We start from the raw sequence: 21,422 nt of genomic DNA on the forward strand, positions 1-21,422 counted from the left end.
CCCCTACTCTGCTTCCGCCACGATTTTCGCCCAGCCTGCCTCGTCGATCACCTCGATTCCGAGATCGGCGGCCTTCTTGAGCTTGCTGCCGGCGCCCGGGCCGGCGACCAAGAGGTCGGTCTTGGCACTGACCGAACCGCTTGCCTTGGCTCCGAGACGCTCGGCCTGCGCCTTGGCCTCGTCACGGCTCATCGTTTCCAGCTTGCCGGTGAATACCACGGTCTTTCCGCTGACGGGGCTTTCCTTCGTTTCGACCTCATAGCGCGGGGGCGAGACTTCATTCAGCAGGTCGTCCCAGACTGTTTTGTTGTGATCCTCGTGGAAGAAGTCGCCGAGCGCCTCGACCACCGCGCCGCCGATGCCGTCGATCGAGGTCAGCGCCTGTGCGGCGTCTTCGTCTCCCGCGCGTGCAGCCTCGGCAGTCTGGCGCAAGGCCGGCAACTCGTGGAAATGCTTCATCAGGTCGCGCGCCGTAACAGCGCCGACGTGGCGGATGCCCAATCCGAACAGCAACCGGGCCGCATCCGGCTCGCGCCGCGCCTCGATGCTATCCACAAGCTTATCCACAGAGCGCTCCTGCCAGCCTTCGAGCCCGAGAATGGCGTCACGACGTTCGTGGAGACGGAAAATGTCCGCTGGGCTTTCCAGCCAGCCCAGTGCGAAGAACTGGTCGATGGTCTTCTCGCCGAGCCCGTCTATGTCGAGCGCACCGCGACTGACAAAATGCTTCAACCTTTCAGTGCGTTGCGCAGGACATATGAGACCACCTGTGCAGCGCACATCGACCTCGCCCTCTGCCGCCACAGCCTCGCTTCCGCATTCGGGACAGTGATCGGGGAACACGAAAGGCTCGCGCTCCACCTCGCGGGTCAGGTTTTCCACAAGCTGTGGAATAACGTCGCCCGCTCGCTGGACGACCACTCGGTCGCCGGGCCTGACGCCCAACCGCTCGATCTCGTCGCGGTTGTGAAGCGTGACGTTCGTTACAGTGACACCGCCCACCAAGACAGGCGCAAGGCGGCCGACAGGGGTAAGCTTGCCTGTACGCCCGACCTGGATGTCGATCGCCTCGAGCGTGGTCTCAGCCTGCTCTGCCGGGAACTTGTGCGCCAGCGCCCATCGCGGTGCCTTGGCCACGAAGCCGAGGCGTTGCTGCCAATCCAGCCGGTCGACCTTGTAGACGACCCCATCGATTTCATACGGAAGGTCGGGACGCTGCGAACCGATGCTGTCGTAATGCGCCAGCATTCCGGCGACGTCCTGAACGACGGTGAATAGCGGCGAAACCGGCACTCCCCACTTTTCGATCTTACGCACTACCTCTTCCTGCGTGGCACCGGGCACATCGGAGGCCGCGCCCCAGCCGTGCGCCCAGAACCTGAGCGGACGCTTTGCCGTCACGCTCGCATCCTTCTGGCGCAGCGAGCCGGCAGCTGCATTGCGCGGATTGGCGAAGAGCTTGCCGCCTGCCTCTTCCTGCGCGGCGTTGAGCGCTTGGAAGTCGGCCTTCGACATGTAGACCTCGCCGCGGATCTCGAAGACCTCCGGCACATCGCCCGAGAGCTGCTGGGGAATATCCGAGATATGCGCGACATTGGGCGTCACGTCCTCGCCCACCTGCCCGTCCCCGCGCGTTGCAGCACGAACAAGCTTGCCGCTCTCGTATCGCAGCGAGCAGGACAGTCCGTCAATCTTGTCTTCAGCAGTAATCGAGACCTGCTCGCTTTCGTCGAGCGAAAGGAAACGCCGGACCCGTGCCACCCACTCCTCGACCTCTTCGGCGGAGAAGGCGTTGTCGAGGCTCATCATGCGAACCTCGTGGGTGACCTTGGATAAGGCGTTCTCTGACTTGGTGCCTACGATCCGTTGAACACTGAATAGATCATTGGGCTGGAATTCCAGCTGCTTCTCTAGACTTTCCGCTTCGCGCTGCAGGCCGTCGAACTCGAGATCCGAAATTTCGGGATCATCGAGCTCATCATAGCGATGGCGATGATATTGGATCTTTCGGAAAAACTCACTGTGCTCGGCGGACTGATGTTTCAACATCTCCCGCCTAAGCAGGTCCTTTTGCTTCTTATTGAGAGGGCCACCCGCTTTCTTCAATTCGGCAAGTGGCGCGAGTGGAGCCAAATGCGGGAAGTAAGCCAAGACCTCAATGGATTGTCGCACTAATTCATCAATCTTCGCTTGAGGCAATTCCTGAGATTTTTCGCGGATTTCCAACCAAATTGATCGACCGATCTGAAAGTTTGCGCTTTCGAGGAATTCCGACGCGCTCGCGACTGTTAATTCCTCAGGCATTTTTACGGGCGTTTCCCTAGAGTTGGTTGGCACGGTAACCTCGCCGCATAGCCTCGCCGAGAACCAAAACCATCAAGTAGCCAACGATTCGCACGGTCACACTCCCTCAAGCAATCGATCCGCCTGCGCCCTCGCTTCGGGCGTGACTTCAGCACCCGAGAGCATGCGAGCGATCTCTTCCTGGCGACCTGCCTCGTCGAGCAGCGCCACGCTGGTGCGTGTCACCGTGCCGTCGGAGCTCTTGGCGATCATGTAATGAATCTGCCCGCGCGCAGCGACCTGCGGGCTGTGCGTTACAGCCAGCAGCTGTCCGTCCGAGGCCAGCCTTGCGAGGCGTTCGCCGATAGCGCTGGCCACTGCGCCGCCTACACCGCGATCGATCTCGTCGAAAATTACCGTCGCTGCCCCGCCCTGCTCGGCCAGCGCAACCTTCAACGCAAGGATGAAGCGCGATAGCTCGCCGCCGCTGGCGATCTTCGCGAGCGGCGCGAAATCGGCACCCGGGTTGGTGGCGATGAGGAATTCGACGCTGTCGACCCCATGCGCGCCCCAGCGCTCTTCCGGAAGCGCGGTCACAGCCGTCTTGAAACGAGCCGCATCGAGCTTGAGCGGCGCAAGTTCCGCCGCGACGGCTTCGTCGAGACGCAATGCCGCAGCCACGCGGTTCGCATGCAGCGACTCAGCCTCGGCACGGTAGCGCTTGCCCGCTTCTTCTGCGGCGGCTTCGAGCGCATCGAGCTCGGCCTCGCCGCCTTCGATCGCATCGAGCTGGCTGCGCATCTCGCGGATCTTCTCGGGCAGCTCGTCGACTTCGCAGCGGTGCTTGCGGGCCAGAGCGCGCAGCTCGAACAGGCGGGTTTCCGCCTCTTCCAGAGCGGCAGGGTCATGGACCAGCGCCGCTGCGGCAGCTTCCAGCTTCTCTTCTGCCTCGCCAGCCTCGATCACGGCGCGATCGAGTGAGGCCAATGCGTCGGCCAGCAGCGAATGTTCTGGCGCGATCCGGTCCAGCTTCCGGGCAGCCACACGCAGCGAGGCGAGCGGCGAGTCCGAGCCTTCCCAGAGATGGCGGAGCTCTTCGAGATCGCCCGAAAGGCGCTCGCCCTTCTGCATGTCGGCGCGCGCTTCCGCCAGCCGGGCCTCTTCACCCGCCTGCGGTTCAAGCGCGGTCAGCTCGGCAAGATGCGCGAGCAGCAGGTCCTGATCGAGCTTCGCCTGTTCGAGTGTTTCGCGCGCTTCGGCCAGCCGAGCCTCGGTGCTGCGCCATTTGGTCCAGGCCTGTTCGACCTTCGCGGAATCCGAACCGGCAAACCGGTCCAGCAGCGCGCGGTGACCGCGCGGATTGACCAGCCCGCGATCGTCATGCTGGCCATGCAGTTCAACCAAGGCGCCGGCAATCTCACGCAGAAGCGCCACGCCAACTCCCTGATCGTTGATAAAGGCCTTGCTGCCCCCGTCCGCCTTGAGCTGGCGGCGGATGATGAGCGGTTCGCCCGGCTCGATCTCGATGTCAGCATCATCGAGCGCCTCGGCGATCGCATCGGGAAGCTTGGCGAACTCGAAGCTCGCCGAAACGCTGGCCTTCTCCTCGCCAGCGCGCACCAGCCCGCTGTCGGCGCGATTGCCCAGCACCAGCCCCAGCGAATCGAGCAGGATCGACTTACCCGCACCCGTCTCGCCCGTGAGCACACCGAGGCCGCGCCCGAAATCGAGATCGAGCGCTTCGATCAACACGATGTTGCGGATGGACAGGCGGGTCAGCATCCCCAATCCCTTAACGCAGGCCAAAGCCCGCGTCACCGTTCCCGTTATGATCGGGTGTGAATATTTGGCTTATCAGCTGGCGGTGACGCCCGGCGCGTGGTCCTGAACAAGCTCGTAGGCTTTCTCGTACCATTCGTTGCCCGGATAGTTCGCGCCGAGGACGGCAGCATATTTCACCGCTTCCGAGGGAATGCCCAGCGCGAGGCTGGTCTCGGTCAGGCGATAAAGCGCTTCGGGCGCGTGGCTGGTCGTCTGGTAATCGTCGACTACGTTCTGGAAACGCACCTGCGCGGCAATCCATTTGCCCGAGCGCTGGTAGAAACGGCCGATTTCCATCTCCTTGCCCGCGAGGTGATCCTGCACGAGGTCGATCTTGAGACGCGCATCGGCGGCATATTCGGTCTGCGGGAAGCGGCGGACGACTTCGTTGAGAGCCGTCAGTGCCTGCTCGGTGATTTTCTGGTCGCGCTGCACGTCGCTGATCTGCTCGTAATAGTTGAGCGCGATCAGGTAGTAGGCATAAGGCGCGTCCTTGTTGCCCGGGTGGATCGAGAGGAAGCGCTGCGCTGCCTGCACCGATTTGTTGTAATCGCTCGCGACGTAATAGCTGAACGAGCTCATGAGCTGCGCACGGCGGGCCCAAGGCGAATAGGGATGCTGGCGCTCGACCTCGTCGAAGAGAGCAGCCGCGAGCGGCGCGTTGCCGCGATCGAGCCGGTCCTTCGCCTCTGAATAAAGCGTCTCCACGTCGCGGGCCACGTAGGCAGTGTCCCTCGGGGCGGAACCCGAACCCGCGCAGGCCGCGAGGAATACGGTGGCGGCGAGGACGGTGCCGATGGCCGGCAGGCGGCGGAAGCGCGAAACAGTGTTCATAGGGTCGAGCCTATAGCCAGCACCCTGCTGAACGCCAAGTGAAGTTCGTAAGGATTTCCCCGTGCGTCGAGCCGCCGAGATGTGAGTGAACCCTTAAGTGGATTTTAAGGAAACGTGGCCAAATATTGGCAGCGATGCGGCTCACCCCGCAGAATCATGGACGGGATTTGGCAAAAATGAACGCAATCAAGCGCTTCCTTAAGGACGACAAAGGCGCGACGGCGATCGAATACGGTCTGATCGTTGCGCTCATCGCCGTGACCGCTATCGCGGCAATGCAGACCCTCGGCAACGAGTTCGGGGCGACCCTGGACACGGTCAGCACGACCATGTCCACTGCCAACGTCTGATCATTCCTTCACTGCGGGCCAGTCGGCCTCTTCTTCTCCTCTGGTCTTCCAGAGCGAATAGAGCACGCCTGCCGCAATCAGCGCAGCAGTAACACCAAGGCTGATCCACGCCGGGAACTTCGCCCCATCCAGCAGGAAATCCGCCACGAAGATCTTGCTGCCGATAAACACCAGGACCGCCGCTAGCGCATACTTCAGGTAGTGGAAGCGATGCACCATCGCCGCCAGCGCGAAGTAAAGCGCGCGCAGACCTAGGATCGCGAAGATGTTCGAGGTGTAGACTATGAAGGTGTCGGTCGTGATCGCAAAGATCGCCGGTACGCTGTCCACCGCGAACACCAGGTCCGCGAGATTGATCACCACCAGCGCCAGGAATAGCGGCGTTGCGGCGCGCACCATGCGGCCGGTTTTCTCGTCCTTCACCTTCACGAAGAACTTCTGGGCGTGCAGCTCGGGCGTCACGCGCATGTGCCGCGATATCCACTTCACGAAGGGATTGTTGCCAACGTCCATCGGCTCGTCGCCGGCGAAGAACATCTTGATGCCGGTCACCACGAGGAAGGCTGCAAACAGGTAGAGGACCCAATACGCCTCGGCGAGCAGGGCCGCGCCACCGGCAATCATCAGGCCGCGCAAGACGATTACCGCCATAATGCCCCAGAGGAGCGCGCGATACTGGTACTTCGCGGGAATGGCGAAATAGGTGAAGATCAGGCTGATCACGAAAACGTTGTCGATCGACAGCGCCTTCTCGATGAAGAACCCAGTGTAGTACTGCATCCCCGATTCAGGACCGCGCTCGAACCAGACCCACAGGCCGAACAGCAAAGCTACGCCGATATAGAAGACCGATAGCTTGAGGCTTTCACGTATGCCGAGCTCGCGGTCTTCCTTGTGCAGGACGCCCAGATCGAATGCCGTCAGGACGATGACAATCGTCAGGAAGGCGGCCCAGAACCAAACGGGGGTTCCGAGCCAGTCCTGCGCGAGAAATTCTACCATGTCTTTTCGATCTCGTTCTCAGCCTCGCCGGCGGGCAGCGAGATTTTCAGGAGGATGTATCCCGCAATCGCCGCAATGGTCGAACCGGACAGGACGCCGAGCTTCACGGCATCCACTTGCTCGGGTGTGCTGAAGGCAAGGTTGCCGATGAACAGGCTCATGGTGAAACCGATCGCGGCTAGAAGTGAAAGCGCGTGGATTTGGCGCCAGTTCACCTCGTCCGGGAGCTCCGCGAGCTTTGCCTTCACGGCCAGCCAGGCGAAGCCGAAGATCCCGATCTGCTTGCCGATAAGAAGGCCTAGCGCGATGCCGAGGGGCAGCGGCTCGAGCAGCGCCGAAGGCTGCAGGCCGACCAACGTCACACCGGCGTTGGCAAAGCCGAACACGGGGATGACCAGGAAGGCTACCCAAGGGTGGAGCGCATGCTCCATCCGCTCAAGCGGTCCGTGATCGCTCTTTGCATCCAGCGGGATCGTCATGGCAGCAGCCACACCGGCCAGCGTTGCATGAACGCCCGATTTGAGCACGAAGGCCCACATCAGGATCGCGAGCAGGATGTAGGGAATGGTCGACTGGACCTTGGCGCGACCGAGAGCGAGCATGAGTACGAATACAATCGCGGCAGCGCCGAGCATGCCGGTGTCGAGCTCGCCCGAATAGAACAAGGCGATGATGGCTATCGCGCCGATATCATCGATCACCGCGATCGCGAGCAACAGCGCCTTGAGGGCCACGGGGACGCGAGGGCCCAGCAGCGAGAGAATGCCGAGGGCGAAAGCGATATCGGTTGCGGCGGGAATAGCCCAGCCACGAATGTTGTCGGGCGAATCCAGATTGAGGCCAATGAAGACCAGCGCGGGGATGGCCATACCGCCGATCGCGGCAATCAGCGGGAGCGACGCTTTGTTCCAGCTCGATAGCTGGCCCTCGAGGACCTCGCGTTTGACTTCGAGACCGACGAGGAAAAAGAAGACCGCCATAAGGCCGTCGTTGATCCAGAGCAGCAGCGGCTTGTCGATGACGAAGCTGCCGAAAGCGGCGACGACAGGAATGTCGAGAAAACCGAAATAGCCCGCCGACAGGGGCGAGTTAGCAACGGCGAGCGCCAATGCGGCTGCAAGAATAAGGACTATGCCGCCTGCGCTTTCCTTCTGGAGGAAGTCGCGCAGCATGGGTGTTATCGCTCTGACCATTCTCGGGCCCCTGTCTTTCTGACGAAAACTTTTCGGCACCAACGCTCGGTATTGCCGGGGGTGCCGGTTTTCGTAATTTAAATGGCTATGGCCCGCCTCAGGCGGGCACTGCGCGACCCGTCAGCACAGCCAGTGCATTCTTCGCGCGCGCTTTCAGAGTGGCGAGGCGCAAGATCTCGAGACCATCGGGCCTCGCCTTGCGCGCCTCGAGCCGCAAGCGCTCGTCGATACGCTGATGAATCTGGGTAAGCTTGTACATCCGGGCCGTCATCGTGACCTCCGCAATCGAAATCGTGGGTTCGATCGGATAGCCGATGCGGCCGTGGGCTGGGATTGGGAGGGGAAAGGGGCCCACCAGCTCGCATCGGCTAATCCGATACGGTCCGACATCACGAGTGCCTGGAAAGACACCCGCCAGAGGGGCCCGGTCCGCAAAAACTTAAATACGACAGGATCAGTCTGGTTCCAAGAAGATCCGGATTTATTTCGTCGATTTCTGTGAGCGGTTCATCCGACCATCGCTTCGGGGGCTTCCCAAAGCAGGTGGCGGTTCTCCAGCATTACGAGGTTGTTCGAACGGATGATCTCGCCCCGGGTCTTGTAGCCGAGCAGCTGTTCCGCGCCGGTTTCGGGATTGTGGATCAGGACGCGCAACTCCTCAGACGTGAAATCGCTGAGCCCCCTTGCCCGCTCAATGCCCTTGCTGTCGTAGACATGCAGCACGTCGCCGCGGGTGAAATCGCCATCCATCGAAAGGATGTCACTACGCGAGATCGGGCGGTCGCCCTTCCCGAGCGCATCTGCCGTCTGCTCGCTCACAACGATGCTGCCGGCCATCTGCAGACGGTTGGCAATCCAGCTGTCCCAGCCTGAAAGCGGATTGGGATTAGGGATGACCTTGGTCGCGCGGCGCTCACCATTGAGGACAGTCGAAAGCGGACGATCGATCTCACCCTGGGCAATCCAGGTGGTCACGCCTGCCTCCTGCGCCATATTGGCTGCCTGGAGCTTGGTTTCCATGCCCCCCGTGCCAAGCGTGCTCTTGCCCTTGGTTGCGTTCATATATTTGTTCACGTCTTCGACCTCTGGCACAAATCGCGCCTCGGGATCGTCAGGATTGCGGTCGTAGAGGCCGTCTACGCCGGTCAAGATGATGAGATCGCTCGCCCCGACCATCTGCGAAACCTTGGCGGCCAGACGGTCATTGTCACCCACCCGGATTTCCTCGGTGGTAATCGTATCGTTCTCGTTGACGATCGGCACGATGCCCGATTCCAGCAGGCGATGGACCGTATTGCGCGTATTGAGGAAGCGGCGATGGTCCTCGAAATCGCCGAGGGTCAGGAGAACCTGCGCGATTTCGAAGCCGAACTCGTGCCCCACCTGCTTATAGGCGTTGAGCAATAGCGGCATTCCGCATGCGGCAGCTGCCTGCTTGTCGGAAACTCCCGCGCTGTCCGGCGTTTCGCCGATGATACGCAAGCCGAGCGCGACCGAGCCGGAGGAGCAAAGGATTACATTGAAGCCCTGCGATCGCAGTACGGCGATGTCTTCCAGCAGGCGCTGGAGGAAGCCGTAGCGCGGCGTCAGGAGGTCCTGGTTCGCGAGAAGCGCCGAACCGATTTTAACAACGATGTTTCGTTTCTGGGTCATATTCCGAATATCTGCATAACTTGAAATTTCTCGCATACAATGTAGATAGGGATTGTGCAGTGCACAACCGACTTTTCCAAAATATCGAATGCGCAAGTAGAGAGCCTTAATCACATCAGAACAAATCTACGGTCCTCGAATCGATATTTTACATTCAAATAAACTCAAGACTTACATAACGTGTGATTTACACGGGAATGGATTTCTAAGATCATCAATTCAGTTCTTATTATCGGATGCGGAAAAATGGGTTCCGCTTTACTGTCGCAATGGGTGGTCGGACCCGAATCGGTTACCGTCGTCGACCCGATGGCAAGCGACCTTCCTGAAGGGGTCACGCTGGTGCCCGACCGCGAGGAAATCGCCTCGCAGCACTTCGACTGCATCGTTGCAGCGGTGAAGCCGCAGCTAATCGACGAGGTCATGCCCGCGTATCGCGATAACCTCGCGCCGGGTGGCTACATCCTTTCGATTGCCGCGGGCTATTCCGCCGGGCGCCTATCGCGCCTGCTGGGCGATGCGCCGGTCGTGCGCACCATGCCTAACCTGCCGGCCGCCATCGGCCGCGGAGTGAGCGGCATCTGCCCTGGTCCCCACGCCTCGTCCGACCACCTCGTGCATGCTGAGGCCTTCATGCGCCGGGCCGGTTCGACCATCACTGTCGACAGTGAAGAGAAGCTCGACCGCGTGACGGCTGTCGCAGGCTCAGGCCCCGGATACGTTTTCGAGATCGCCCGCGCCTATTCCGAGGCAGCGATGGCGCAGGGTTTCGATGAGGACGAGGCACGCGATATGGTGCTCGGCACGATGGGCGGCGCAGTCGCCATGGCCAGCGAACCATCAGCACCAGGCCTCGAGGAATTACGCAATTCGGTCACCAGCAAGGGCGGCACCACCGCCGCAGGCCTCGATGCGCTCAATTCTGACGATGGCCTTTCCGATCGCCTGCATGCTACATTGCAGGCAGCTTACGACAGGGCGGTCGAGCTGCGCTGACATCACAGCGCCTCCTGCCCCGCAAACAAACAGAGAGATATCATGAACGACCAGACGCTAGATCCCCAGATCCATATCGCCACGCTCGGCCAGAATGCCCGTAAAGCAGCCAAGGGCCTGCTCTCGGCGAGCACCGAGGCGAAAAACACCGCGCTGCGCGAAGCCGCCAAGGCACTGCGCAACTCGATGGATGAGCTTCTCGCTGCCAATGCCAAGGACGTAAAAAGCGTCGAGGGCAAGAAGCCTGACAGCTTCATCGACCGCCTGAAGCTCACCGAAGACCGTGTCGAAGGCATGGCCGGTGCGCTGGAAGAGATTGCAGAGCTGCCCGACCCTGTCGGCCGCACGCTCGCGACCTTCGAGCGCCCCAACGGCCTCAGCATCGAACGCGTCGCCGTCCCCATCGGCGTGATCGGCATGATCTACGAAAGCCGCCCCAATGTCGGCGCGGACGCGAGCGCGCTCTGCCTGAAGAGCGGCAATGCCGTGATCCTTCGCGGTGGCAGCGAAAGCCGCCACTCGACCCGGGTCATCGTCGATTGTATGCGCGAGGGCCTCAAGGCAGCAGGCCTGCCGGAAGACGCCGTGCAGACCGTCGGCACTACCAATCGCGACGCCGTTGCAGCGCTGCTCAAGGCCGACGAATTCGTCGACCTCGTCATTCCGCGCGGTGGCCGCGGCCTCGTCGAACTGGTTCGCGACCAGGCAAGCGTCCCCACGCTCCTACACCTCGACGGTAACTGCCACAGCTACGTCCACGAGGCGGCCGACCTCGACAAGGCGGCCGAGGTCATCCGCAACGCGAAGCTGCGCCGCACCGGCGTATGCGGCGCGACCGAGAGCATCGTCGTCGACCGCGCCGTGGCGAAGGATTTCGTCCCCCGTCTCACCGCGTTCATGGGCAGCGACTGCGAACTGCGCGGCGATGAAGAAGCCGTCGCGATCGACAGCAGCATCAAGCTCGCGACCGAAGCCGACTGGAACACCGAATATCTCGACCCCATCGCCTCGGTGAAGGTCGTTGGCGGTCTCGACGAAGCCATCGAGTGGGTAGACGAGCACAGCTCGCACCACACCGATGCGATCATGACCGAGGATGACGATGCTGCGCGCCGCTTCATGACCGCGATCGACAGCGCGATCGTCATGCGCAACGCCAGCACCCAGTTCGCCGATGGCGGCGAATTCGGCATGGGCGCCGAAATCGGTATCGCGACGGGCAAGATGCACGCACGCGGCCCCGTCGGCCTCGAACAACTGTGCAGCTTCAAATACCTCGTCCACGGCACCGGCCAGACGCGTCCCTGAGCCAAATCTCAAACGCCGCGTTAACCATAAGGTAAATACCTAGGGCTATGGTCTCCCCCGAGATTTATTCCCGGGGGACACAGGCCGCATGGCTGCAAGCAACGGCAAGAACCGCATCGAAGTAAACGGACGCCTCGAAGCGTTTGGTATCGGCGCTGCCGAACAGGACCTGCTGGGGAAAATCGGCAGCGAGATCGTCGGCGAGATCGACTGGATCCTCGAACCGCTGCGCCCTTCGCTCGAGAGCATGCGCGATAGCGGCAACCTCTCTACCGATTGCGACATCGACAAGTCGTGCGCCCAGTTCCGCGACTGGATGATCAGCCGCCTCACGCAGCCGGTCGACGAGGCGTGGATGAAGGCCGCCGCCTCGCTCGGCAACTGGACGCACGAGAACGCTGCCGTGCCCTACCGCGTCGTCGGCGTGCTCCACCACGTCTTCTCGCGCGCCTCCCAGCTCGCCAGTGCGCACGCCTCGGACAAGGATGACCGCGAGGCGCGCATGCTCGTCCTCGGAGCCGTCGACCGCATCACGGCCGAGCTCATGGTCGCCCGCCTCAACCGCATCACTCGCCGCCTCGAGGAAGCCCGCCGCGCCGAGATCGCCGAGCGCTTCCACAGCACCATTGCCGAACTCGTCGGCGAGACCACCAAGCGGAGCTCGCTCGTCACCAAGCTCGCCCAGCGCGCCCGCCGATCGACCACCTCGATGGCCTCCGACGCCGCCGAGATCGCCGCTGCCGCCGAGCAGTCGGCTACCGTCATGGGCAATGCCGCACGCGAGAGCGGCGACCTCGTCCAAAGCATCGAGAACGTGCGCGGCTCCGTCGGCGCGATCAGCCAGGCGAGCCGCGATGCTGCCGGCCAGGCCCTCCACGCCAGCGAGGTCATCGAGACGCTCGGCAAGGACACCCGCGAGATCGCCAACGTCGTCGACATCATCCGCGAAGTCGCCGACCTCACCCGCATGCTCGCACTGAACGCCACCATCGAGGCCGCCCACGCGGGCGAAGCCGGTGCAGGCTTTGCGGTCGTCGCCGAGGAGGTGAAGGCCCTCGCCCGCCAGACCGAGAACGCCACCGACGACATCGTCCGCCGCATCGCCGAGATCCGCTCCTCGGGCGACCGCACGGTCGAGGCCAACCGCTCGATCAGCGATCACATCGGCGCCGTCAGCAACTCCAGCGAAGCCTTCGAGCGCACCATGCAGGAGCAGACCGGCCAGGTGACCAGCATCGCCAGCATGATCGACGAGACCGCGATGACCGCCAGCTCCATGGCCGAGACCATCGCCGGCGTCAGCACCGCCGCGCAGGACGTCGACAAGCAGTGCAGCCGCGTCGAGGACATGTTCGCGCTGATCACCGACCAGCTGGGCGAACTCGAAACCGCCGTCGGCGAGTTCCTGAACGACATCGCCGCCTAGGCCCCGCCCGACCCCGCAAGCCCCTCGGTCATCCTACAGGGTGGAACGGATGGAACACGGTCCAAGGCGGAAAAGTTTTCCCCTTCGATTTGGGTGCCGGAAGCCCGGGGTTTGCCGGTTTTTGGCGTGTGAGGCGTTGTTTGAGGTGACGGCTTAGTCAGCTGCGCTCATGTAGGAAACAACGTTTGGATCCGAGCAGCCAAAACACCGGTGGTCATGCGCCGATCCGGTCCGCGAGCAGCGGACCGCAAGGCCGACCGGCCGGCCGAGCTTATGCGAGGAAGCCAAGCGACGCGGACGCGTCGCGCCCGGCGTTTGAGGGCGCAAACAAAAGACCCCTCGCTTCGTCGCGCATCGTTACCTAGTACCACCCTCATGGTGGATAACCTCAGTCCTGAAGAACGCAGTAGCTTGATGTCGCGTGTTCGCGGCAAGGATACGAAACCGGAGATGGTTGTGCGGCGCTTGGCCCACCGTTTGGGCTACCGCTTCCGCCTTCATCGGCGAGACCTCCCGGGTAGCCCAGATCTCGTGTTTCCGGGAAAGAAGAAAGTGATCTTCGTTCATGGCTGCTACTGGCATAGGCACAATTGCAGAAAGGCCACGACACCGAAGACAAACGTGGATTTCTGGCAGAAGAAATTTGACGATAACATCATGAGAGATAATAAGAACTTGAGCGACTTGAGAGCTATGGGGTGGGAAACGATGGTCGTGTGGCAGTGCGAGGCCGAAGAACCCGAGCAACTATCCGATCGTCTGATCCGATTTTTGGAGATGACGCAATGACTGCGAAACCGGAAGTCGTAGACCTATTTTGTGGTGTCGGGGCCCTGAGCCATGGCTTGAAACTTGCCGGTTGTAATATTCTGGCCGGTTACGACACTGATGCTCGATGCAAGCACGCATACGAGAAGAACAACGGCGCCAAATTCATCGAGGCAGATGTAGGCGACCTGAGCGCCAGCGAGATCAAGAAGCATTACTCCGGAACTGCTCCCACCATTTTGGCGGGCTGTGCCCCATGCCAGCCGTTTTCCACCTACAAGCAACGTTATGCCGAAGACCCCCAGTGGGGGCTGGTCGAAAAATTCGCGCGGTTGGCTGCCGAAGTACAGCCCGATTTCGTGACAATGGAGAATGTGCCCGCACTGAAGCGATACAAGGGCGGTGAAGTCTTTCGAAAATTCAAGCAGATTCTCAACGATGCTGGCTATCCAGTGCGAGCCACGATTGCGAAATGCGAACTTTTCGGTGTGCCTCAGAAGCGACGGCGGTTGGTTGTAGTAGCCGCGCGGGGGAGGAAAATCGGCCCTCTCATTCCCGCCGCGAATGTCGGATTGACGGTGAAGGATGCGATTGGACATCTCCCGCCTATCGAAGCAGGAGCGAAGCACCCGATAGACCCCCTTCACACCTCTTCGTCGCTATCGGAATTAAATATGAGGCGAATGAAGGCGGCCAAGCCTGGCGGCACTTGGCGAGACTGGCCCGAAGAACTGCGTGCCGACTGTCATCGTCGAGCGAGTGGGAAAACCTATCCTGGCGTTTATGCCCGGATGACTTGGGACGATCCCGCCCCTACGATGACAACACAGTGCTTTGGCTTCGGAAATGGTCGATTTGGCCATCCTGAGCAGGATAGGGCCATTAGCCTTCGAGAAGCGGCGATCCTTCAGTCCTTTCCACCAGAATATGAGTTTTTGCCGCCGGACGATAGGCCCAATATGAAAGAAGTTGGACGGTGGATTGGAAACGCGGTCCCGGTGAATTTAGGCCAAGCGATCGGTAAAACAATAATTGCTGGATGCAGAATAAATGACCGATAAAAAATCCAAAGATAAATATGAACTGACTATTAGTCTGAATTCCCTAGAGCACCTCGGGATCAACCTTTACAGCAACATGGCGGCCGTCCTCTCAGAGATCGTAGCAAATGCCTACGACGCTGACGCCGAATGCGTAGAGATTAGCTGGAATAGACCGAAGACTAAGATCGTCATCAAAGATGATGGTCTAGGTATGACCGAGGATGAAGTTAACGCCAGATTCTTGACGGTCGGCTATCGCCGAAGAAGCGGGCAGCCAGGCCTCACCCCGAAACATAAACGTAAGCCGATGGGCCGAAAAGGCATCGGCAAACTCTCACTTTTCTCTATCGCCGACACTGTCCTTATCGAGACTGCAAAGAATGGCGAACGCAATGCATTCAAAATGCATTTGCCGGACATTAGGGCGAAAATAGAAGCGGGAGGAAATGATTCAACGACCTACGCGCCGAAAGAGGTAAGCGCCTCCAAGATCGACTTTGCGCATGGCACTCGCATCACGCTCACCAACCTGAGACGCAAGCAAACGATAGCTACGCCCAAGGCGCTCCGCAAACGTGTCGCTCGCAGATTTCAGGTCATTGAGTCCGATAGTTTTCGCGTATTTATCGATAAGGCGGAAGTAAAAGTCGAAGATCGGGAATACTACGACAAGCTACAGTACGTCTGGACCTACGGAAATCAGAAAGACGTGACTGCACTTGCTACTAATCTCGAGCATAGGGAGAGTCGCAGCACGAGCGCAGCGCCGGGCGGGGTAAAGGTTTCTGGCTGGCTCGGGACCGTAAAAGAGTCCAGTCAACTTAAAGATGATGAGGACGGCGATAACCTCAACAGGATCGCGATCTTTGTCCGCGGGAAAATGGCGCAAGAAGATATCCTCGATGCCTTCACAGAACGCGGAGTATATGCAGGGTATCTTATTGGCGAACTACGTGTCGACGGTCTCGATCTATGGGTAGACGATAAATCAAAAGATGATGATGCGGCCACAAGCAGTCGGCAAAGTTTAGTTGAGGGAGACCCCCGTTATCTCGAACTCAAAGAATTCATCGCGACAGAATTGAAGTATATTCAGAATAAGTGGGCCACCCTCCGAGTGGATTCTGGGGCGAAGAATGCGCTCAAAATACCGGAGGTCAAGGACTGGATCGAGACCTTAAAGCCTGCGACTCGGGTGAAAGCTAAGAAATGGATCGGGAAATTAAACAAGATTGAAGCGTCAGACACCGAAGAGAAATCTCTGATAAAGCAATCTGTTCTGGCATTCGAATTCCATAGACTTAATGAAAATCTCGATAGGCTTGAGAGTATCACAGATGAAGGGGTACCGACCCTCCTAGAACTATTCTCCGAGGTAGATGGCCTCGAAGCGAATTTGTATGGTCAAATCGTGAAATCCCGAGTGGGCGTTTTAAGAGCCCTAGAAGACAAGGTCGAAGAAAACGCGCTTGAAAAGGTAATACAAAAATATTTGTTTGATCACCTTTGGCTAATCGATCCTGCTTGGGAAAGAGCAGATTCCACCGCTTACATGGAACGACAAGTTAACAAGGTAATAGATCAAGTTACCTCAACTCTTACGGCGAAGGAACGAAAGGCGCGTATCGATATTGGTTATCGAAAAACCGCCGGAAAACACGTGATCGTCGAGTTAAAGAGGCCAAAAGCGTCTACAACTTCATTTAAACTTGCTGAACAAGTAGCAAAGTATCGCTCAGGGATGGCAAAGGTCCTTAAGAAGGCCGATCTCGACAAGGAACCGGTAGAAATAGTTATCGTTCTCGGAAAAGAGCCGACGGATTGGGCTGATCCAGGCGGCGAAACAGCCTCGCAGAAAGTTCTTGATGCACATGAAGCTAGGATAATTTTCTACGAAAATCTTATCGACACTTCGACGAAAATATATGGCGACTATTTAGAACACCGCAAAGACGTAGATAAGCTGCAAAAGTTGATGGCAGCAATCGACGATTTCTCGGCGACCTAGCGCGCCTACTCTTCCCCCATCCTCAGCGCAGCAATAAACGCCTCCTGCGGGATGCTCACGTTCCCGTATTCGCGCATCCGGGCCTTGCCCTTCTTCTGCTTCTCGAGCAGCTTTTTCTTACGCGTGATGTCGCCGCCGTAGCATTTGGCGGTGACGTCCTTACGCAGGGCAGCGATGGTTTCGCGGGCGATGATCTTGCCGCCGATCGCGGCCTGGATCGGGATCTTGAACAGGTGGCGCGGGATGAGGTCTTTCAGGCGCTCGCACATGCCGCGACCGCGCTCTTCGGCGACCGAGCGGTGGACGATCAGCGATAGCGCGTCGACCGGCTCGTTGTTGACAAGGATGTTCATCTTCACAAGGTCGCCTTCGCGCAGGCCGATCTGCTCGTAATCGAAGCTGGCATAGCCGCGGCTGATGCTCTTCAGGCGGTCGTAGAAGTCGAACACCACCTCGTTAAGCGGCAGCTCGTAGGTCACCTGCGCGCGGCCGCCGACATAGGTGAGGTCGGTCTGGATGCCGCGGCGGTCCTGGCACAGCTTGAGGATCGCGCCCAAGTATTCGTCGGGCGTGTAGATCACCGCCTTGATCCATGGCTCCTCCACCACGTCGATACGGTTCACGTCCGGCCAGTCGGCAGGGTTGTGGATGTCGACGACGGCGGCGTCCTCGTTCTTCGTGCGAGCGAGGTGCACGCGGTAGACCACGGACGGGGCCGTGGTGATGAGGTCGAGGTCGTATTCGCGGCTGAGGCGTTCCTGGATGATCTCGAGGTGCAGCAGGCCGAGGAAGCCGGCGCGGAAGCCGAAGCCCAGCGCGGCGGAGCTTTCCATCTCGTAGCTGAAGCTCGCATCGTTGAGGCGCAGCTTGCCGATGCTTTCGCGCAGTTTCTCGAAATCGGCGGCGTCCACCGGGAAGAGGCCGCAGAAGACCACGGGCTGGACTTCCTTGTAGCCCGCCAGCGCCTTTTCCGCCCCGCCCTTCACCGTGGTGATCGTGTCACCGACGCGGGCCTGTTCGACTTCCTTGATCTGCGCGGTGATGAAGCCGATCTCGCCCGGGCCGATTTCGGGCAGGTCGACGCGCTTCGGGGTGAAGGCGCCCACGCGGTCGATCAGGTGCTGCGTGCCGCCCTGCATGAACTTGACGTTGAGGCCCTTCTTGATGACCCCGTCGATCACGCGCACGAGGATGACGACGCCGAGGTAGGGGTCGTACCAGCTGTCGACGAGCATGGCCTTGAGCGGAGCGTCGCGGTCGCCCTTGGGCGGCGGGATGCGCGCGACGAGCGCCTCGAGCGTGTCCTCGATGCCGATGCCGGACTTGGCGCTGGTGAGGACTGCGTCCGATGCGTCGAGGCCGATGATGTCCTCGATCTCAGCCTTGACCTTGTCGGGCTCTGCGGCGGGCAGGTCGATCTTGTTGATGACGGGCACGATCTCGTGGTCGTGCTCGATCGACTGGTAGACGTTGGCGAGCGTCTGCGCTTCCACGCCCTGCGCCGCGTCGACCACCAGCAGCGCGCCCTCGCAGGCAGCGAGGCTGCGGGAGACTTCGTAGGCGAAGTCGACGTGGCCGGGCGTGTCCATGAGGTTGAGCTCATAGGTCTCGCCATCCTTGGCGGTGTAATTCAGGCGCACGGTCTGCGCCTTGATCGTGATCCCGCGCTCCTTCTCGATGTCCATGTTGTCGAGCACCTGCTCGGACATCTCGCGCGCGGTCAGGCCGCCGCAATGCTGGATCAACCGGTCGGCCAGCGTGGACTTGCCGTGGTCGATATGGGCGATAATCGAAAAGTTACGGATCTTGGAAAGGTCGGTCATCGCCCGCGCAATTAGCGACGAACGACGACCGTGTCAGCAGCTATGCGCGCCTCTCGGCGCTTTTTGGCTCACTTGAGCGGCGCGGCGCCGAAAAATACGCCGAATGCGCGGCACCAGATGACGACCGATTGGGCCTTGGCGAGGTCGTAATTGGCCGGCAGGCGATAGATCTGCTCGCCGCTCGAGGAATCGAGGCCGCCGAGGTCGATGTGACCTGCCGAGCGCACTGCGCTGGAGCCGCGCGGGGCATTCGCTTCGCTGACCCAGACACGCAGGTCAGGGCCGCCGCGGACCTTGAAGTCGGAATGGAGCTTGATGCCGTAGCCGCCGCCCTTAAAGCGCACGACGGTTGCGGTGCCCGATGCGGGATGGCTGCGGTCGCCGATGAAACTGCCCTTGGAAGCTAACTCGGCTGCTGCGGCAGGCTGGGCGTGGAGGACGCCGACACCTGTCCCGAAAACGGTCAGTGTGCTCGTGAGGGCAAGTGCGATAGGGGCAATCGATTTGAGAACGGACATGGTAGGAAACCTTTCGGTGTAGTCGTTGGATACACCGCAAGGTTCGCGCTCCTGCCTCGATTGGTTACGGCAAAAGCGATTATTTGGACTTTGAAAGATCGACCTGATCGATCTAGGGCCTTTATGCCGCCTGCGGGCCTGTTCCCTGCGAGGGCGCGTTTGCCGACAGCTTGAACTGGGCGAAACTGCCCGGTGCGGCCTCGGGCGCCTGGCTGTATTTGCCGGGCGGAAGCGCGGTGAGCGGTGCCCCGGCGGCTGCAAGCGCATAGGGGCTGACACGGTGGCGGGTGCAAAGTCCCCCAGCCCCGTCGTCGACGAGTTCCTGTTCGAATTCCACGCCCTGAGTATCGTCCATCGAACGGCGCACGGTGCACACTGCAAGCTGACCCTGCCCGAAGTCGAGCACGAATTGGGTGCCAATGGGGACCTCTTCGAGACCCTGGATCATCGCACCAGAGCGCGACATGTTGCGTAGGGTCACGTCGTAATAGTGGTCTTCGTGGATCAGGCCGATCTTGCGGAAAACGGTGCGGCGGCTGGCGCGCTGCGAGCCCTGATCGGTGGGCTCGAGCACCCACTCGCCCTGCGCAATTTCCTCGAGCACGCGCTCTGCACTCACCGCTTCGCAGAAGACGAAGCCTTGGACGTTGCTGACGCCGATCTTCTTGAGTTCGTTCATCAGCTTCATAGCGTGAACGCCGCTGGCGACGGTCTCCATGCCCATGGCGCCGGCGAGCGCGACAACGGCCTGCACCAGTTCCATATCGCCAAGTTCGTTACCCATCATGGGCTCGAAGAAGTTCGCCCCGATCTTGAGCGAATTGAACGGTGCGCGGCGCAGGTAGGAAAGCGACGACAGGCCCGTGCCGAACTGGTCGAGCGTCAGGCGAACACCGAGCTTGAACAGCGCGCCGAGCGCGCCGTCGACCTTGCTCGCTTCACCGAGAAGGACGGATTCGTTCAGCTCTAGGTCGAGACGCGCAGGATCGAGCCCGGTCTCCTCAAGCACCGATGCGACCATTTCGACGAAGCCATTGGCCTCGAACTGGACGGGCGAAATATTGATCGAAAGCCGCAGGCTCTCGGGCCATTCCTTGGCCGTTTCGCAAGCCTTGCGCAGGGCCCATTCGCCGATTGGGACAATCAGGCGGCTGCCCTCTGCCACCGGCAGGAAGGTTTCCTGGGCGACCCGGCCGCGTTCCTCGTCTTCCCAGCAATACTGGGCTTCGAGGGCTACGACCTTGTTGCTGCCAAGATCCACACACGGCTGATATTCGAGTGTGAAATTGCCCGCATCGATCGCCTGCGCGAGGTCGTCTTCCATGCGCTTGCGAAGGTTGGCCTCATGCTCGAGGTCGGCGGCATAGAAACGGAACTGGCCGCGGCCACCGTTCTTGGAAGCGTAAAGCGCCAGATCGGCTGCGCGGGTCAGCTCTTCGCGCTCGACCCCGTCATAGGGCGCGATCGCGATACCGACCGAACAACCGATCGAGCAGCGACCTTCTTCAACCGAGTAGGGCTGCGAGATGATCTGGATGATCTTCTTGGCCATTTCGCCAAGCTCGCCGCGGTCGTCCATATCTGGGACGAGGATCTGGAACTCGTCACCGCCCAGGCGCCCAATTTCGCCACGGCTCGAGATAACGCCGTTGAGGCGCTCTGCGACCTGCTGGAGCAGCTGGTCGCCGGCTGCATGGCCGAGCGTGTCGTTGACCTGCTTGAACCGGTCGAGATCAAGCATCAGCAGCGCGGCTGCACGCTTGGCGCTGCGGAAAGCATGGAGCGTGGAATCGATCCGCTGCTCCATGCGGTGACGGTTGGCGAGGCCGGTCAAGGAATCGAACTTGGCGAGGCGGCTTGCCTCCTCCTCGCTGCGATATTCCTCGGTGATGTCGGTCGCGGTGCCGCGGAAGCCGATGAATTCGCCGGAACGGTCATGGAGTGGCCGACCGGAGAGGCGCAGCACGAGGTCGGCATCCGGATCACCCGTCTCGACGGTCAGGCCGGCAAAGCTCTTGCGGGTTCCTAGCTTGAGGCCCAGCGAACGGGCATCGCCATCGCCGGCGGCAGGATCGAAAACGTGCTGCAGCGGAAGTTCGAAAGCCTTGGCCGCTTTGCGTCCCATACGTTCGTAGATGGCATTGCTGAGATAGGTCAGCACACCCTTGGAATCGGTGGCCCAGAAACAGGCGGCACCGGTGCTTTCCAGCTGTTCGACGATGGCGAGCTTTTCAGAGGCAGAGAATTCGGGAGGCGCGGGTACACCCCGGTCGCCGCCAGACCCTTTCTTGCCCTTGAAAAATTCTGTGAAGGGCATGGCGCCCATGTCAGTCAGACCTCGTCAAACCCGTTTTGGTTCATCCGGCCTAGCGAGAAATGGTTAGTATTGACCTAAC

General features: G+C 60.4%; 17 protein-coding genes. 7 read left to right on the forward strand and 10 right to left on the reverse strand.

Translation table 11 applies throughout. From position 1 onward, the window contains the following. Positions 1-3 precede the first annotated feature (3 nt). From ligA to ACZ1G8_RS00395, 3 genes are all read right to left on the reverse strand, one after another. On the reverse strand, positions 4-2,049 hold the full coding sequence (gene ligA, locus ACZ1G8_RS00385) for an NAD-dependent DNA ligase LigA (RefSeq protein WP_472679896.1): 2,046 nt from the start codon (positions 2,047-2,049) through the stop codon (positions 4-6). Between the two features lie 351 nt (positions 2,050-2,400). Continuing rightward, entirely contained in the window at positions 2,401-4,065 is a 1,665-nt protein-coding gene (recN, locus tag ACZ1G8_RS00390) for a DNA repair protein RecN (protein ID WP_472679897.1), read from the reverse strand. Between the two features lie 72 nt (positions 4,066-4,137). Beyond that, positions 4,138-4,938, reverse strand: a complete 801-nt coding sequence (locus ACZ1G8_RS00395; RefSeq protein ID WP_472679898.1) for an outer membrane protein assembly factor BamD — start codon at positions 4,936-4,938, stop codon at positions 4,138-4,140. A gap of 176 nt (positions 4,939-5,114) precedes the next feature. On the opposite strand from ACZ1G8_RS00395, the gene ACZ1G8_RS00400 reads away from it, so the two are divergent. Beyond that, the gene (locus ACZ1G8_RS00400) at positions 5,115-5,288 is read left to right on the forward strand and encodes a Flp family type IVb pilin (RefSeq protein WP_472679899.1); all 174 of its coding nucleotides are present in this window, start codon (positions 5,115-5,117) and stop codon (positions 5,286-5,288) included. Here the strand turns inward: ACZ1G8_RS00400 and ACZ1G8_RS00405 are convergent, their stop codons facing one another. The 4 genes from ACZ1G8_RS00405 to proB all read right to left on the reverse strand — a co-directional run bounded on the left by ACZ1G8_RS00405 (position 5,289) and on the right by proB (position 9,136). Continuing rightward, positions 5,289-6,290 carry a TerC family protein gene (locus ACZ1G8_RS00405; RefSeq protein WP_472679900.1) on the reverse strand — a complete coding sequence of 334 codons (1,002 nt, stop codon included), beginning with the start codon at positions 6,288-6,290 and terminating at the stop codon, positions 5,289-5,291. Further along, positions 6,284-7,483: a Na+/H+ antiporter NhaA gene (nhaA, locus tag ACZ1G8_RS00410; RefSeq protein ID WP_472679901.1), complete on the reverse strand. Its 1,200-nt coding sequence runs from the start codon at positions 7,481-7,483 to the stop codon at positions 6,284-6,286. The genes ACZ1G8_RS00405 and nhaA overlap by 7 nt, the downstream gene beginning before the upstream one ends. Before the next feature lie 97 nt (positions 7,484-7,580). Next, entirely contained in the window at positions 7,581-7,754 is a 174-nt protein-coding gene (locus tag ACZ1G8_RS00415) for a DUF465 domain-containing protein (protein WP_472679902.1), read from the reverse strand. Positions 7,755-7,990: 236 nt separating this feature from the next. Then, positions 7,991-9,136 (reverse strand): glutamate 5-kinase, encoded by a 1,146-nt coding sequence (proB, locus tag ACZ1G8_RS00420; RefSeq protein ID WP_472679903.1) that lies wholly within the window; start codon positions 9,134-9,136, stop codon positions 7,991-7,993. Between the two features lie 246 nt (positions 9,137-9,382). On the opposite strand from proB, the gene ACZ1G8_RS00425 reads away from it, so the two are divergent. The 6 genes from ACZ1G8_RS00425 to ACZ1G8_RS00450 all read left to right on the forward strand — a co-directional run bounded on the left by ACZ1G8_RS00425 (position 9,383) and on the right by ACZ1G8_RS00450 (position 16,685). Further along, positions 9,383-10,132 carry a pyrroline-5-carboxylate reductase family protein gene (locus ACZ1G8_RS00425; RefSeq protein ID WP_472679904.1) on the forward strand — a complete coding sequence of 250 codons (750 nt, stop codon included), beginning with the start codon at positions 9,383-9,385 and terminating at the stop codon, positions 10,130-10,132. Between the two features lie 42 nt (positions 10,133-10,174). Further along, complete coding sequence (locus tag ACZ1G8_RS00430) at positions 10,175-11,440, forward strand: glutamate-5-semialdehyde dehydrogenase (protein WP_472679905.1); 1,266 nt, start codon at positions 10,175-10,177, stop codon at positions 11,438-11,440. Positions 11,441-11,528: 88 nt separating this feature from the next. After that, positions 11,529-12,866 (forward strand): methyl-accepting chemotaxis protein, encoded by a 1,338-nt coding sequence (locus ACZ1G8_RS00435; RefSeq protein WP_472679906.1) that lies wholly within the window; start codon positions 11,529-11,531, stop codon positions 12,864-12,866. A 375-nt stretch (positions 12,867-13,241) separates the two neighbouring features. Then, entirely contained in the window at positions 13,242-13,655 is a 414-nt protein-coding gene (locus ACZ1G8_RS00440; RefSeq protein ID WP_472679907.1) for a very short patch repair endonuclease, read from the forward strand. Continuing rightward, positions 13,652-14,695, forward strand: coding sequence for a DNA cytosine methyltransferase (locus tag ACZ1G8_RS00445; protein ID WP_472679908.1), 1,044 nt, complete (start codon positions 13,652-13,654; stop codon positions 14,693-14,695). The genes ACZ1G8_RS00440 and ACZ1G8_RS00445 overlap by 4 nt, the downstream gene beginning before the upstream one ends. Beyond that, positions 14,685-16,685 carry a BbrUII/HgiDII family restriction enzyme gene (locus ACZ1G8_RS00450; protein ID WP_472679909.1) on the forward strand — a complete coding sequence of 667 codons (2,001 nt, stop codon included), beginning with the start codon at positions 14,685-14,687 and terminating at the stop codon, positions 16,683-16,685. The genes ACZ1G8_RS00445 and ACZ1G8_RS00450 overlap by 11 nt, the downstream gene beginning before the upstream one ends. 5 nt (positions 16,686-16,690) lie before the next feature. On the opposite strand, the gene lepA is transcribed toward ACZ1G8_RS00450, so the two are convergent. The 3 genes from lepA to ACZ1G8_RS00465 form a co-directional block, all read right to left on the reverse strand. Next, positions 16,691-18,508, reverse strand: a complete 1,818-nt coding sequence (lepA, locus tag ACZ1G8_RS00455; protein WP_472679910.1) for a translation elongation factor 4 — start codon at positions 18,506-18,508, stop codon at positions 16,691-16,693. A 68-nt stretch (positions 18,509-18,576) separates the two neighbouring features. Continuing rightward, entirely contained in the window at positions 18,577-19,026 is a 450-nt protein-coding gene (locus ACZ1G8_RS00460) for a DM13 domain-containing protein (protein ID WP_472679911.1), read from the reverse strand. A gap of 121 nt (positions 19,027-19,147) precedes the next feature. Further along, positions 19,148-21,343: a putative bifunctional diguanylate cyclase/phosphodiesterase gene (locus tag ACZ1G8_RS00465; protein WP_472679912.1), complete on the reverse strand. Its 2,196-nt coding sequence runs from the start codon at positions 21,341-21,343 to the stop codon at positions 19,148-19,150. Between the last annotated feature and the right edge of the window lie 79 nt (positions 21,344-21,422).

The sequence above is a fragment of the Qipengyuania sp. BR81-2 genome, assembly GCF_055693895.1.

Coding starts and splice junctions, on each gene's coding strand:
- ligA (WP_472679896.1), bottom strand. CDS start 2,049: ATGTTGAAACATCAGTCCGCCGAGCACAGTGAGTTTTTCCGAAAGATC.
- recN (WP_472679897.1), bottom strand. CDS start 4,065: ATGCTGACCCGCCTGTCCATCCGCAACATCGTGTTGATCGAAGCGCTC.
- ACZ1G8_RS00395 (WP_472679898.1), bottom strand. CDS start 4,938: ATGAACACTGTTTCGCGCTTCCGCCGCCTGCCGGCCATCGGCACCGTC.
- ACZ1G8_RS00400 (WP_472679899.1), top strand. CDS start 5,115: ATGAACGCAATCAAGCGCTTCCTTAAGGACGACAAAGGCGCGACGGCG.
- ACZ1G8_RS00405 (WP_472679900.1), bottom strand. CDS start 6,290: ATGGTAGAATTTCTCGCGCAGGACTGGCTCGGAACCCCCGTTTGGTTC.
- nhaA (WP_472679901.1), bottom strand. CDS start 7,483: ATGGTCAGAGCGATAACACCCATGCTGCGCGACTTCCTCCAGAAGGAA.
- ACZ1G8_RS00415 (WP_472679902.1), bottom strand. CDS start 7,754: ATGACGGCCCGGATGTACAAGCTTACCCAGATTCATCAGCGTATCGAC.
- proB (WP_472679903.1), bottom strand. CDS start 9,136: ATGACCCAGAAACGAAACATCGTTGTTAAAATCGGTTCGGCGCTTCTC.
- ACZ1G8_RS00425 (WP_472679904.1), top strand. CDS start 9,383: ATGGGTTCCGCTTTACTGTCGCAATGGGTGGTCGGACCCGAATCGGTT.
- ACZ1G8_RS00430 (WP_472679905.1), top strand. CDS start 10,175: ATGAACGACCAGACGCTAGATCCCCAGATCCATATCGCCACGCTCGGC.
- ACZ1G8_RS00435 (WP_472679906.1), top strand. CDS start 11,529: ATGGCTGCAAGCAACGGCAAGAACCGCATCGAAGTAAACGGACGCCTC.
- ACZ1G8_RS00440 (WP_472679907.1), top strand. CDS start 13,242: ATGGTGGATAACCTCAGTCCTGAAGAACGCAGTAGCTTGATGTCGCGT.
- ACZ1G8_RS00445 (WP_472679908.1), top strand. CDS start 13,652: ATGACTGCGAAACCGGAAGTCGTAGACCTATTTTGTGGTGTCGGGGCC.
- ACZ1G8_RS00450 (WP_472679909.1), top strand. CDS start 14,685: ATGACCGATAAAAAATCCAAAGATAAATATGAACTGACTATTAGTCTG.
- lepA (WP_472679910.1), bottom strand. CDS start 18,508: ATGACCGACCTTTCCAAGATCCGTAACTTTTCGATTATCGCCCATATC.
- ACZ1G8_RS00460 (WP_472679911.1), bottom strand. CDS start 19,026: ATGTCCGTTCTCAAATCGATTGCCCCTATCGCACTTGCCCTCACGAGC.
- ACZ1G8_RS00465 (WP_472679912.1), bottom strand. CDS start 21,343: ATGCCCTTCACAGAATTTTTCAAGGGCAAGAAAGGGTCTGGCGGCGAC.